The sequence below is a fragment of the Roseibium polysiphoniae genome, assembly GCF_014842925.1.
In the GTDB taxonomy this organism is placed as follows: domain Bacteria; phylum Pseudomonadota; class Alphaproteobacteria; order Rhizobiales; family Stappiaceae; genus Roseibium; species Roseibium polysiphoniae.
Genome location: NZ_JACYXJ010000001.1, coordinates 568,300 through 581,256, shown reverse-complemented (window position 1 = coordinate 581,256; position 12,957 = coordinate 568,300). Strand labels below are relative to the sequence as shown.

The following is a 12,957-nucleotide window of genomic DNA, read 5'->3' as shown; positions in this document are numbered from 1 at the left end:
CCGGCAGTGCCGGGCATTGCTTAAACGGTTAAGAACTGCATGCCGTGGCGCTTGTTATTTGCTCAACCAACAAACGCGCGTTCGACGACGAATTCGGCGGGTTTGTTGTTGGCGCCTTCGGTCAGGCCGGCTTTCTCGAGCAAGACCTTTGTGTCCTTGATCATGTCCATGGAGCCGCAGATCATGCCGCGATCGATCGCCGGGTCCAATGGCGGGACGTCCAGATCGGTGAACAGCTTGCCGTTTTCGATCAGGTCGGTGATGCGTCCCTTGAACGGATAGTCCTCTCGCGTCACCGACGCATAGTGGACCAGCTTCTCCTGAGCGAGTTCACCAATCAGCGGATCGTTCTTGGTCGCTTCGACCAGGTCGAGGCCGTATTTCAACTCCGCCACGTCGCGGCAGGTATGGGTCACAATGACCTGCTCGAACTTTTCATAGGTGTCCGGATCGCGGATCAGGCTGGCGAAAGGAGCAAGCCCCGTGCCGGTGGAGAACATATAGACGCGTTTTCCGGGGACCAGGGCGTCATTGACCAGGGTTCCGGTCGACTTCTTCTTCATCAGCACGGCATCGCCCGGCTGGATCGTTTGCAGGTGCTGGGTCAGGGGGCCGTCGGGCACCTTGATGGAAAAGAACTCCAGCTCCTCGTCCCAGGACGGGCTCGCAATCGAATAGGCGCGGTAGAGTGGCTTGCCGTCAATCATCAGGCCGATCATGACAAATTCACCGGACCGGAAGCGGAAACTGGCGGGCCGCGTCATGCGGAACTTGAAAAGACGGTCGGTGTAATGCTGGACCGAAGTGACTTCCTGGACGTAGGCGCCGGCAGGCGCGGCAGCTTCCAGATCGGCAGCCTTGGCAAGAACGTTCATGTTGTTTGGACTTCCGCTCACGATAGTGTCGACATATTCAGGCTACTCTCTAACACCTGCCCAGCCTTGATTTGAAGCAATGACGGTCTCTGATTTGCACAATTGGCAGAAAATTGATCCCGATCGCCCCTCCGGCACCGGCAAATTTCCCTGCCGCCAAGGCACGTTTCTCCATCTCTGGCTCACAAAAGTGCATTTGGCGCAAAAATCGCCCAGAAATGGCTGAAGCGTTGTGCAGGTGCTTGGTGACTGCACCACAACGAGGGAATAATTAAGTTCAAGTGCAGGACTTGTTTGACAGAAACGAGAATCCGAAGCACTCTCGAAATAATAAAAAAACTTACACTTTCCAGACACTTCAAAAGGACTGAAACCATGTCCGAACAGGAACAGTATTCAGAAGGAAAACGGATAGCATTCGTAATCCTTGATCGCTTCTCGATGATAGCGTTTTCATCGGTCATAGAACCTCTGCGACTAGCAAATAGGCTGATCGGAAAAGAGTACTATACCTGGAAGACTTACTCCTTAGACGGCAATCCTGTCACGGCGAGCAACGGCGTCGAAATTTCGGTTCAATCTTCTATTCGCGAACTGGAAGACGCTGACGTTACACTTTTGTGTACTGGGCTGGATGTTGAGCGGCTTCCGGTCGACCCGGAGCTGGGCAAACGCCTGCGCCGCCTGAACGCGATGGGCCGAACTTATGGCGCCATCTGCACAGGGTCCTATCTGCTTGCCAGATACCATCTTCTGGACGGTCGCCGTTGCACCATTCACTGGGAAAACCTGCGCTCATTGCGCGAAGAATTCCCGGACGTTGAAGTGCGGGCCGACATCTTCGCCATCGACCGCAATTGCATTACCTGCGCGGGCGGCATGGCCTCCATGGACATGATGCTGCGGCTGATCGCGATCCAGCATGGCGCACATCTGGCCCATGAGATTGCTGAAGTGTCACTCTACCAGAACATCCGTTCCGGCGAGAGCGCCCAGCGCCACGACGCAGAGGCGCGCACGGGAATTTCGAACGCCAAGATCCTTGATGCGGTGCGTATCATGGACCTGCACATCGAAGACCCACTGAGCTGCCAGCAGCTCGCGATGACCGTCAGCCTGTCCCCGCGCCAGCTGGAGCGGCTTTTCCGCCGTCACTTCAACTGCACGCCCGGCCAGTATTACCTGCGCCTTCGCCTGGAGACCGCTCGCGATCTTCTGCGCAGAACAGGCCGGCCTGTGCTGGATGTCGCGCTTGCTTGCGGTTTTGCCTCAACCTCGCATTTTACAAAATGCTACCGGGAGCGATTCAGCTGCACGCCGACCGAGGAACGTCAGACCTACCAGTGGGGCAGTGACGCAGCTGGAGCGCGCCAGGCGGTTCGCTGACCAGAACCGCTGAAGCGAAACCGGGTCAGCCTGAGAAAAACGGTCTCACGACGATGAAGAGACCAAGGATCAGGAGACCGGCATAAAACAATTTCCGGAAGAGGCTTTCCGATAGCCTCTTCCGGATCGCCTGCCCCGCGAAGAAGCCCAGGAATGCGGGAGCTGTCGCCCAAAGCGATGTCAGCCCCATATCCGATGTCATCAGGTTGTTTCCCGAAAGCGTCAGCGCCAGTGCAATCGTTGAGCCGAGAAACAGCATGCCCATTGCCTGCACGAACTGATTGCGGTCAAATCCCAGGCTTTGCAGGTACATGACCCCAGGCACGGCATAGGACCCGACCATTCCGGTCAGCACGCCATTCACCGCCCCGAAGACAACACCGAAGGACTGCTCCCGCCTTGCGGGCGTCTTCATCTGATAACCGGAAAAACCAAGAAGGGCGTAGGCGACAAGCACAACGCCCAACAGGGAGGACATCAGGGAGAGGTCAGCCCCTTCCAGCACCAGACCTCCGAGCCAAACCATGCCGGTCGCCAGGAGCAGAAAAAGCCAAATTCGTTTCAGCACCTCCAGGGCGTGCCCGCCGGTCAGGGCCTGCAGGACATTGGTGGCAAAGGTCGGCACCAGCATCAACGCCATGGCCGTCGGAAGGTCGGTGACAACTGTCATCAGGCTGAGCGCAACCGTTGGCAGTCCAAGTCCGATGACACCTTTCACAAGGCCGGCCAGAATGAAGACACCAATGATCAGGGGAACAAGAATCGGATCGGTCATCCGGGAAGGCTAATGAATGCGGCCCGAGAAGGAAACCACTCGGCAATCGCCACCTCGCATTTCGGGTTCACCTCGCGCGCTAGATACTGCTACCAATTGTCAGATGACCAAGCCTCTCGACACGGCCGCCCTGCCGCATCTTCCCAATTCCACCGCCCGCCGCCTGTTCATGTCGCGGCATGGCCTCTTGCAGACACCCAAGGGGCCCGGCAAAGGCGCTGATTTGCTCGAGGTCATCGAAGACCTCGGCTTTGTTCAGCTTGACAGCATCAACACCGTCGCGCGGGCGCACCACATGATCCTAGCAGCCAGGCGACCGGCTTATCGCGAGAAGTTTCTGAAGGCACTCTACGAAAAGGACGGACACCTGTTCGAGCACTGGACGCACGATGCTTCCGTGATTCCGATCCGTTTTTATCCCCACTGGAAACTGAAGTTCGCGCGGGATGCTGAGAAGCTGAAGAGCAGGTGGCGCAACTGGCGGCGTGATGGCTTCGAGGAAAAATTCGATGCGGTGCTGAAGCGGATTGAAGCGCATGGGCCGGTGACATCCGGAGATGTGGGTGAGGACGAAGAGCGCAAGAGCCGCGGCTGGTGGGACTGGCACCCTTCCAAGACGGCGCTTGAATACCTCTGGCGCTCGGGCCAGCTTGCCGTCTGCCGCCGCGACGGTTTTCAAAAGGTCTATGATCTGAGTGACCGGGTCATCCCGCAACCGCAACTGGCTGCCCTGCCCGCCCCTCAGGAAACGGTCAGCTGGGCCTGCCAGGAAGCTCTCACGCGGCTGGGCTTTGCCACCTCCGGAGAGATCGCCGCATTCTTTGATATCGTGACGCCGCTTGAGGCAAAGAGTTGGTGTGCGCAAGAACTCGCCGCAGGCCGGATCATCGAGGTTCAGGTCGGCTGCGGCGAAGGCCACGCGCCGCGGCGCAGTTTTGCCTTCCCGGAAGTTCTGGCCGAGGCAGACGCTTTGGACGCAGCGACGTCGCGCCTGCGCATCCTTTCCCCCTTTGATCCGATGCTGCGGGATCGGAAGCGCGCAGAACGTCTGTTCGGTTTTCACTACCGGATTGAAGTCTTCGTGCCTGAACCCAAGCGCAAGTACGGCTATTACGTCTTCCCGGTTCTGGAGGGCGAGCGGCTGGTCGGACGTATCGACATAAAGGCGTTTCGAGCCGAAGACAGGCTTCAAGTCACGGCCTTTTGGCCGGAACAGGGCATCAGATCGTCGAAGGGCCGTCTCGCCAAACTTGACGGCGAACTGGCGAGAATGGCGAGGTTCGCCGGGGTCTCCAGGGTCGACTATACCGACGGCTGGCTCCGTACGCCGCTCAGCTGAGCTTTCTCATCCTCTACGGACACCTGCACTCTACGTGAACCTCCGCAGGACGCTTTGCCGCAAGGATATCTTCTGGCAAGACAAGCGCAAAGCGTATATGTTCACTTTATCGAATATATATCTTGGCCGAGTTGGCCCTGCTGGAGACTGTAAAATGTCCATGGAACGCAAACTGATCTTCGTCGCTGGTGCAATCGTCCTGGCCTCCGTCCTTCTCGCCGTCTACCAGAATCAGAACTGGTTATGGCTGACAGGCTTCGCCGGCGCCCACATGATGTTCGCTTCAGCCACCAACATGTGCCCTCTCGTTCGTTTTCTGACACGCAACAGCAAGGCAGAACTCAGCTGAGCCACCTGCTCCATCTGCTCTCGCTTCGTGCGCCAAGGGAACGAGTGTGAGCTTGCAGCCCCGAAGCCAGCCGGTGCGTTCGCGCCTCGGCCGTCTTTGGGTTTCCTGCGCACCCCTCATAGTGTCGCTTTCACTCCTTGGACTGTCGTATCTGTGATCTTTGTTGCAGCGCGCATACCTCTAGCGTCTTGAACGACATCAAATAAGCTCTCGCCAACGGCAAGGCGGCAGTAAATATAAGTCATCACGATCGCACGAGAGGAAGCCCAGGCATGAGCAGTGATATCGAGATTGCGCGCGCGGCGAAGATGCAGCCCATTGCCGATATCGGCGAACAACTTGGAATTCCAGAAGACGCCCTCATCCCCTTCGGCCGAACGAAGGCCAAGATCGGGAGCGATTTCCTGAGGTCTCTCGCAGACCGACCAGATGGAAAGCTTGTTCTCGTCACGGCGATCAGCCCCACACCCGCCGGTGAAGGCAAGACCACGACCACTGTCGGGCTCGGCGATGGTTTGAACCGGATCGGCAAGAAGACAGCCGTATGCCTGCGCGAACCTTCTCTCGGTCCCTGTTTCGGCATGAAGGGTGGAGCCGCTGGCGGCGGCAAGGCGCAGGTCGTGCCCATGGAGGACATCAACCTCCATTTCACCGGTGACTTTCACGCCATCACCTCTGCGCATAATCTCCTGTCGGCGCTGATCGACAATCACATCTACTGGGGCAATGCGCTGGAGATCGACACCCGCCGTGTCACCTGGCGCAGGGTCATGGATATGAACGACCGCGCCCTGCGGACGATCGTCAGCTCCCTAGGAGGTGTCTCAAACGGATTTCCCCGAGAAGCCGGTTTCGACATCACGGTCGCTTCCGAGATCATGGCAATCCTCTGCCTCTCAACCAGTCTGGAAGACCTGCAGGACCGCCTCGGCAACATCATCGTCGCCTACAGGCGCGACAAGAGTGCGATCACGGCGCGCGAACTTGAGGCAGACGGTGCGATGACTGTCCTTCTCAAGGAGGCAATCCAGCCAAACCTGGTCCAGACCCTGGAAAACAACCCGGCCTTCGTCCATGGCGGCCCGTTTGCCAACATCGCCCATGGCTGCAACTCGGTTATGGCGACAAGGTCCGCGCTCAAACTTGCCGACTACGTGGTGACGGAAGCGGGATTCGGTGCCGATCTGGGCGCCGAGAAATTCTTCGACATCAAGTGCCGCAAGGCGGGGCTTTCCCCCAAGGCGGTGGTGATTGTCGCAACCGTCCGTGCGCTCAAGATGAACGGCGGTGTCGCGAAAGAGGACCTGGGATCAGAGAATGTCGACGCTGTGACAAAGGGCTGCGCCAATCTGGGCCGGCACATCGAGAACGTCAAACAGTTCGGCGTGCCTGCGGTGGTCGCGATCAATCACTTCACCGCCGATACGGATGCGGAAGTCGCCGCCATCAAGGCCTATTGCGCCAACCACGGCACAGACGCCGTCCTGGCGACGCATTGGGCAGATGGAGGCGCGGGCACTGAAACTCTCGCGCACAAGGTGGTCGAGCTTGCCGAAAGCGATACCGCCCAATTTGCTCCGCTTTACAATGACGAGCTGCCGCTGTTTGAGAAAATCGAGCAGATCGCGAAGCGGATCTACAGGGCAGATGAGGTTCTCGCTGACAAATCGGTGCGGGATCAACTGCGCCGCTGGGAGGCCGATGGCTTTGGACATCTCCCAGTCTGCATGGCCAAGACCCAGTATTCTTTCTCGACGGACCCAGCCCTGCGCGGCGCACCAACCGGTCACAGCGTGCCGGTGCGCGAGGTCAGGCTTTCGGCGGGCGCCGGTTTCGTAGTGGCAATCTGCGGAGAGATCATGACCATGCCCGGTCTGCCGAGCGTTCCTTCAGCGAACCACATCGGGCTGGACGACAACGGTCAGATCGAGGGGCTATTTTAGCCCTACGACCGGGCGGCGTTCACACGTCCACATCCACCTTGCCGATGGGATGCGAGCAGCAGGCGAGAATATAGCCGTCAGCGATCTCGTCTTCCGAGATGCCGCCGTTGTGCACCATATGCACCTCGCCCTTGCGCTTCTTGACCTTGCAGGTGCCGCAAACGCCAAAGGTGCAGCCTGAGGGAATGTTGAGGCCGGAGGCGCGTGCAGTTGCCAGAACCGTATCCGTCTCCATGCATTTGGCCGTGACACCGGACAGGGCAAAGCGGATTTCGGCACCCGCATCCTCATCAGGCACAACGTCATCAACGGCCGGTAGTTCTTCAACGGCCTGCGCCGGCGCATGGAAGCTTTCCTGATGGTAACGGTCCATATCAAAGCCGAGGCCCTGGAGCGCTTCGCGGACCGCCTGCATGAAGGGCTCGGGGCCACAGCAATAGACCTCACGTTCCAGATAGTCGGGCGCCATAAGCCCGAGCATCAGCTGATTGAACTGGCCCTGGTAGCCTGTCCAGGGACGATAGAGGTCCGGGCCATCAACAACGAACTTCAGATTGATGCCCTGTGACCGGCTGGCCATATGCTCAAGCCGTTCCCGGAAGATGATTTCCGACGGGCGGCGCGCGCAATTGATGAAGACGATATCCGGCTCTGACCCCAGGTCGAACATCCAGGTGGTCATGGACATCATCGGCGTGATGCCAGATCCCGCAGAGATAAACAGATATTTGTCTGAAGGATGATGGACCATGGAGAAATGGCCCGCCGGGCCAATCGCCTTGATCTTCATGCCAGGCACCAGGTTGTCCAGCATCCACCGTGTGCCAATGGAGTTTTCCTGGGCCTTCACGGTGACAGACAACGAGCGCGGACGCGATGGTGAAGAGGAGATCGTGTAGGTCCGGTGAAGCGGGCCGCCTGGAACAGGGATCTCCAGTGTCAAAAACTGACCGGTCAGATAGTCGAACAACGCACCGGAGGGCGCGCGGAACGAAAAGGTCATCGTGTTGGGCACTTCCGGAATCACGGAAACGCATTCCAGCAACTCGCTGTCTTGCCAGACACCGGTGCCCTGGATTGGAGATACGTCGCTCAAGGTCTTACTCCGCTGCAATCGCTTGCGGCGCGACGCTGCGGCGCAAGGTGTCCAGGTACCAGTCTACAAATTGCAGCACGCCAGACTCCTGCGACGGTGAATAGGGACCAGGCTCATAAGCCGGTGAGTTGATGCCGTTCTGGTTGTCCTCAACCACCTGACGATCCTCGTCATTGGTCGACATCCAGACTTCGGTCAGGTGCTGAAGGTCGTAATCGCGCCCCTCGACCGCGTCCTTGTGCACAAGCCACTTGGTCGTCACCTGGGTTTCCATGGGCGACACAGGCGTGACACGGAAGACGATCGAGTGATCGGCAAGGAAATGATTCCAGGTTGAGGGGTAGTGGAATTTCAGCAAGGTGCCGGCGTCGGGCAGCATGACGCGACCGAGCCACGGCGTGACCGCAAATTTTCCGTCCATGGTGTAGCTGAGTGCACCCTCCTTGAGCGGCATGCGCGCCAGACGGAACTGACCGTCTTCGGCCAGATGGAACTGCGAGGGCAATCCCTTGGCTTCGCAGCGGTCGAAATGCGACTGCAGGTGCGGCGGGGTCTCGCCGCCCTCGCCGATGCCCGACACGGAAGGATCATCCGGGAACGTCCGGCAGAGCGCAGGGTGATTGCCGCCGCAATGGTAGCATTCACGGTTGTTTTCCCACACCAGCTTCCAGTTTCCGTTCTCGGTAATCGTGCTTTCGAAAGCGACTTTCGCATTCTCGAGCCCATGGGGCGTGAGATAAGGCCGCGCAGTTTCTGCAAAGCGCTCGAAGTCGGGCGGCGTGTCCGCGAGGCAGATATAGACCAGCCCCTCAAGCTCGCGGCAGGCGACTGATTTCAGGCCATGTTTGGAAGCGTCGAAGTCTGCCCCCATGTCACGCGCCCACAGAAGGCTTCCGTCGAGTTCGTAGGTCCACTGGTGATAGGGGCAGACCAGCTTGGGCGCATTGCCCTTTGCCGCCTTGCACAGGATCGAACCGCGGTGACGGCAGGTGTTGTGGAAGGCACGGATCTCGCCATCGGTTCCGCGAACGAGGATGATGCCATAATCACCGACACGGTGCGTGACGTAGCTGCCCGCCTTGGGAAGCTCGCAGGTGGCGATGGCAAACAGCCACTCTTTGTAGAAGAAGGTTTCCAGGTCCATCTGGTAGATGTCCGGATCACTGTAAAATGCCTGCTCGAGGGCATGACCTTGGCGGTGGCGATGCAGCAGTTCGAGCGTTTGTTGAGCCGTCAACATGGGCGTGACTCCAGAAGCCTGTAGGCGAGAATATGCGATGACAAGAAACCGTATGTCTCCATTGTGCTTAGCACCACAAGAACACACCGCATTGCAACGAAACCGACACCGAAATGCCGGTTTCGGACACGCCTGTCCTCTGGGCTGATTATCGGCGGATTCACTTGTGGATGAGTGGGGCCAAATCTGTCGCAGGTGCGACTTCGCACGTCGTTTTAAAGATACCCCGACCGCCGACCCGGATTCATTGTCGATGACAGGCGCATACCAGCCAGGGACGGAGCCACCATGTCGGACGATGATATCGATCTCGCCAGCCTCACCGACGACGAACTCGTCGAGCAGATGCATGACGACCTCTATGACGGCCTGGCGGATGAAATCCAGGAAGGGGTCAACATCCTTCTGGGACGTGGCTGGACACCCTATGACGTCCTGACCAAAGCCCTTGTCGAAGGCATGAGGATTGTCGGCGTCGACTTCCGCGATGGCATCCTGTTCGTTCCAGAAGTTCTTTTGTCCGCCAATTCCATGAAGGCGGGCATGAGCATTCTGCGGCCTCTTCTGGCCGAGACCGGCGCGCCGAAGGTCGGCAAGATGGTCATCGGCACGGTCAAGGGCGACATTCACGACATCGGCAAGAACCTGGTTTCCATGATGATGGAAGGCGCCGGTTTTGAGGTGATCGACATTGGCATAAACAATCCGGTCGAAAACTATCTGGCCGCATTGGAAGAGCACAAGCCCGACATCCTCGGCATGTCGGCCCTCCTGACCACGACGATGCCCTACATGAAGGTCGTGATCGACACGATGATCGAGAAGGGCATTCGGGACGACTATATCGTCCTGGTCGGCGGCGCGCCGCTCAACGAGGAATTCGGCATGGCTGTCGGCGCCGATGGATACTGCCGCGATGCGGCGGTGGCCGTAGAAAGCGCCAAGGACCTGATTGCGCGCAAGCACAATCAGCTGGCCGGCAAGGTCTGAGACCATGTTGCGGGAAGAGGCAGTGTCCGCATTCGACACCCCTCTCCCTCACGGTGAAGATCGCGCGCCTGCACGTGCGAAATCGGTTCTCGTCATCGCCTGCGGCGCCCTTGCCCGCGAGATCCTGGCGATTTGCGCGGCCAATCAACTCGATCATGTCGAACTGACATGCCTTCCTGCCCAGCTTCACAACACCCCCGACAAGATCCCCGAAGCTGTCAAAGCCACAATCGAGGAAAACCGAGACCGCTACAGCGAGATTCTGGTTGCCTATGCCGATTGCGGCACCGGCGGTCTTTTGGACCGGGTTCTCGAAGACACTGGCGCCCGGCGGATCGACGGCGCGCATTGCTACGCGTTTTTCGCCGGCCTTGAGGCGTTTGACCGGCTTGAACAGGATCAGCTCGGCACATTCTATTTGACCGATTTTCTGGCACGGCACTTTCAGACGATGGTGGTCGAACCGCTTGGACTCGACTGGAACCCCGAACTGCGTGACCTTTATTTCGGCAATTATTCGCGCGTGCTCTACATGGCGCAGACCGATGACCCCTCGCTTGAAAACGCCGCCCGGTTTGCCGCAAAGAGGCTGGGCCTGCCCTTCGAGATGACCCGCACCGGATACGGCTTGCTGGGCGATTTCCTGAACGCTCCGGGCAACGCCTCTGACCCGGGCAGCCAGCGCTCATGAGACAAAGTTTCCCTGCGTCGTTTTTCCATTCCGCCATGACGCAATCCCTCGTCTGGACACGCGACCGGCCCGACACTGTTGGTCCAGACGCGCTCGGGGGAGGAGCGAGGGAGCACTGATGGCACATAAAATCATCGTCTACTGGCGGGATATTCCGGCCCAGGTCCTGATCAAGAAAGGCCGCAAGGCTTCGCGCCGTGAATTGCCGCCGGTCTTCATGGAGGCGATTGACGCCTGCGCGATGAAAGTCGGCGCGAAGGACAGCGAAGCCTATCTCGCCGAATGGCGCCGATCCGACCCGGTCGAGGTCTCCGATGATCTGGAGCCGGAGGCAGACAGCGCGCTCGCAGAGATTGTCGACACCTATCAAAAGCCCTTGATCAAAACCCTTATCGCCAACGCCGGTTGGGCAGCTGGAGACAGAGCATGATGCAGATTGCAACGCCCCTGCCCGCTTCCACCGAGATGTCGCCTCGGCAAGTCTTGGAAAAACCGGAGCTTCTTGAGCTCATTCCTGCCGGAACGCGCGTTTATGTGACGGATCTCGGCAACGCGCCGGAGGATCAGATCGTCGCAGCCAGCGCACGGCTGACAGAGAATGGCCATCTGCCGGTGCCGCATATGGCCGCGCGGCGCTACCCCAACCTTGCGGCTTTCGAGCGGCGGATCACGCGTCTCACACAAGAGGCAGGCGTCCGCCACGTCCTGGCGATTGCCGGCGAAGCGGAGTTCAGCGGGCCCCTCACCTCATCCGTTGCGCTGCTTGAGACCGGACTGTTCGACAAGCTTGGCATCCAAAGCGTTGGCGTGGCGGGTCATCCGGAGGGAGCACCAGATATCCCCCCTGAGATCATCCGGAATTTCCTTGAACGCAAGCATGAGCTGGCAACGGAAAGCGACGCCGATTTTCACATCGTCACCCAGTTCGGCTTCGACCCGGTGCGGCTGAACCTCTGGCTCGACACGCTGACACAATGGGGCAACCGGTTTCCGGTCCATGTCGGCGTTGCAGGGCCTGCCAAAATGACCACCCTGCTGAAATACGCCGCTTTCGCCGGGGTCGAAAACTCCCTCAATTTCCTGAAGAAACGCGGCGGCTCCGTGGTCTCCATGCTGACCGGATATGACCCGGAGACAATGGTCGCGCCGCTCGAGGCGCGTCTCCAGCGCGAACCGGAAACACCGCTGGCTCAGATCCATGTCTACCCGTTCGGCGGCATTGCCAAGACATCCGAGTGGCTCAATACGCGCGGCAGCTGGTCCTTTCGGGACGCAGGCAGTGTGACACCCCAGGAGATCGCCCAATGACCCGCACCGTTGTTGCCTCGGCCACGAAAGAAATCACGATCGGCTTCGATCAGCCGTTTTGCGTGATCGGCGAACGGATCAACCCCACGGGCAGAAAGAAGCTTGCGGCGGAAATGATCGCCGGCAATTTCGACACAGTCACCGCAGATGCACTGGCGCAAGTCGCTGCCGGTGCCACGATGCTCGACGTCAATGCCGGCGTCACAGCCGTCAATCCGAACGAGACCGAACCTCCTCTGCTTGTTCAAACACTCGAGCTGGTTCAAGGGCTTGTCGATGTCCCGCTTTCCATCGATTCCTCTGTGACGGCGGCCATTGAGGCCGGCCTGAAGGTCGCCAAGGGCCGCCCGCTGGTCAATTCGGTGACGGGAGAGGAAGAGAAACTCGAAGCAATCCTGCCATTGATCAAGAAATACGATGTGCCTGTGGTCGCCATCTCCAATGATGAAACCGGCATCTCGGAAGATCCCGATGTCCGCTTCGCGGTCGCCAAGAAGATCGTTGAGCGCGCAGCCGACTTTGGCATTCCGGCGCATGACATCGTGGTTGACCCGCTGGTCATGCCGATCGGCGCAATGGGCACGGCCGGGGACCAGGTGTTCAAGCTGCTCAGACGGTTGAAGGAAGAGCTGAAGGTGAATTCGACCTGTGGTCTTTCCAATGTTTCCTTCGGCCTGCCCCATCGCCACGGCATAAACTCGGCGTTCATTCCAATGGTGATAGCATCAGGCATGACCAGTGCCATCATGAACCCCTGCCGACCACAGGAGATGGAAATGGTACGGGCCGCAAATGTTTTGGCCGGACACGATGCCAATTGCCAAGACTGGATAATGGCCTATAGAGATCACGTACCCGCATCAGGGTCGAACGCAACAGCTTCCCCGGACATGACGAAAGGGGATGGTGGGCGACGCAGAGGTGGCCGAGAAGGCCGCCGGCGCCAGAGCGCAAGCTAAAGGAAT

Annotated in this window: 13 protein-coding genes; 9 read left to right on the top strand and 4 right to left on the bottom strand. The window is 58.9% G+C overall.

Annotation, left to right across the window (positions count from 1 at the left end; genetic code table 11):
- Positions 1–62: 62 nt before the first annotated feature.
- A complete protein-coding gene (locus tag IG617_RS02670; RefSeq protein ID WP_192107042.1) occupies positions 63–875 on the bottom strand; it encodes a ferredoxin--NADP reductase in 813 nt (270 codons plus the stop codon).
- Between the two features lie 375 nt (positions 876–1,250).
- Between IG617_RS02670 and IG617_RS02665 the strand changes: the two genes are divergently transcribed.
- A complete protein-coding gene (locus IG617_RS02665; protein WP_153769487.1) occupies positions 1,251–2,261 on the top strand; it encodes a GlxA family transcriptional regulator in 1,011 nt (336 codons plus the stop codon).
- Positions 2,262–2,286: 25 nt separating this feature from the next.
- Here IG617_RS02665 and IG617_RS02660 read toward each other — a convergent pair whose 3' ends face one another.
- Complete coding sequence (locus tag IG617_RS02660) at positions 2,287–3,036, bottom strand: sulfite exporter TauE/SafE family protein (protein WP_192107040.1); 750 nt, start codon at positions 3,034–3,036, stop codon at positions 2,287–2,289.
- A 103-nt stretch (positions 3,037–3,139) separates the two neighbouring features.
- On the opposite strand from IG617_RS02660, the gene IG617_RS02655 reads away from it, so the two are divergent.
- The 3 genes from IG617_RS02655 to IG617_RS02645 all read left to right on the top strand — a co-directional run bounded on the left by IG617_RS02655 (position 3,140) and on the right by IG617_RS02645 (position 6,667).
- Positions 3,140–4,375 carry a winged helix-turn-helix domain-containing protein gene (locus IG617_RS02655; RefSeq protein WP_192107038.1) on the top strand — a complete coding sequence of 412 codons (1,236 nt, stop codon included), beginning with the start codon at positions 3,140–3,142 and terminating at the stop codon, positions 4,373–4,375.
- 154 nt (positions 4,376–4,529) lie between these two features.
- Complete coding sequence (locus IG617_RS02650) at positions 4,530–4,724, top strand: YgaP family membrane protein (protein WP_192107036.1); 195 nt, start codon at positions 4,530–4,532, stop codon at positions 4,722–4,724.
- 272 nt (positions 4,725–4,996) lie between these two features.
- Positions 4,997–6,667: a formate--tetrahydrofolate ligase gene (locus IG617_RS02645; protein WP_192107034.1), complete on the top strand. Its 1,671-nt coding sequence runs from the start codon at positions 4,997–4,999 to the stop codon at positions 6,665–6,667.
- A gap of 19 nt (positions 6,668–6,686) precedes the next feature.
- Here the strand turns inward: IG617_RS02645 and IG617_RS02640 are convergent, their stop codons facing one another.
- Positions 6,687–7,763, bottom strand: coding sequence for an FAD-binding oxidoreductase (locus tag IG617_RS02640; protein WP_254170408.1), 1,077 nt, complete (start codon positions 7,761–7,763; stop codon positions 6,687–6,689).
- A gap of 4 nt (positions 7,764–7,767) precedes the next feature.
- Positions 7,768–9,000, bottom strand: a complete 1,233-nt coding sequence (locus IG617_RS02635; protein ID WP_420826135.1) for an aromatic ring-hydroxylating oxygenase subunit alpha — start codon at positions 8,998–9,000, stop codon at positions 7,768–7,770.
- Positions 9,001–9,291: 291 nt separating this feature from the next.
- Between IG617_RS02635 and IG617_RS02630 the strand changes: the two genes are divergently transcribed.
- From IG617_RS02630 to IG617_RS02610, 5 genes are all read left to right on the top strand, one after another.
- Positions 9,292–9,993, top strand: coding sequence for a corrinoid protein (locus tag IG617_RS02630; RefSeq protein WP_192107029.1), 702 nt, complete (start codon positions 9,292–9,294; stop codon positions 9,991–9,993).
- Between the two features lie 4 nt (positions 9,994–9,997).
- Positions 9,998–10,684 carry a DUF1638 domain-containing protein gene (locus IG617_RS02625; RefSeq protein ID WP_192107027.1) on the top strand — a complete coding sequence of 229 codons (687 nt, stop codon included), beginning with the start codon at positions 9,998–10,000 and terminating at the stop codon, positions 10,682–10,684.
- A gap of 118 nt (positions 10,685–10,802) precedes the next feature.
- Positions 10,803–11,114 carry a virulence factor gene (locus tag IG617_RS02620; RefSeq protein WP_192107025.1) on the top strand — a complete coding sequence of 104 codons (312 nt, stop codon included), beginning with the start codon at positions 10,803–10,805 and terminating at the stop codon, positions 11,112–11,114.
- Complete coding sequence (locus IG617_RS02615) at positions 11,111–11,992, top strand: methylenetetrahydrofolate reductase (RefSeq protein ID WP_192107023.1); 882 nt, start codon at positions 11,111–11,113, stop codon at positions 11,990–11,992. The genes IG617_RS02620 and IG617_RS02615 overlap by 4 nt, the downstream gene beginning before the upstream one ends.
- Positions 11,989–12,951: a methyltetrahydrofolate cobalamin methyltransferase gene (locus IG617_RS02610; RefSeq protein ID WP_192107021.1), complete on the top strand. Its 963-nt coding sequence runs from the start codon at positions 11,989–11,991 to the stop codon at positions 12,949–12,951. Before IG617_RS02615 ends, IG617_RS02610 begins: the two co-directional genes overlap by 4 nt.
- Positions 12,952–12,957: the final 6 nt, after the last annotated feature.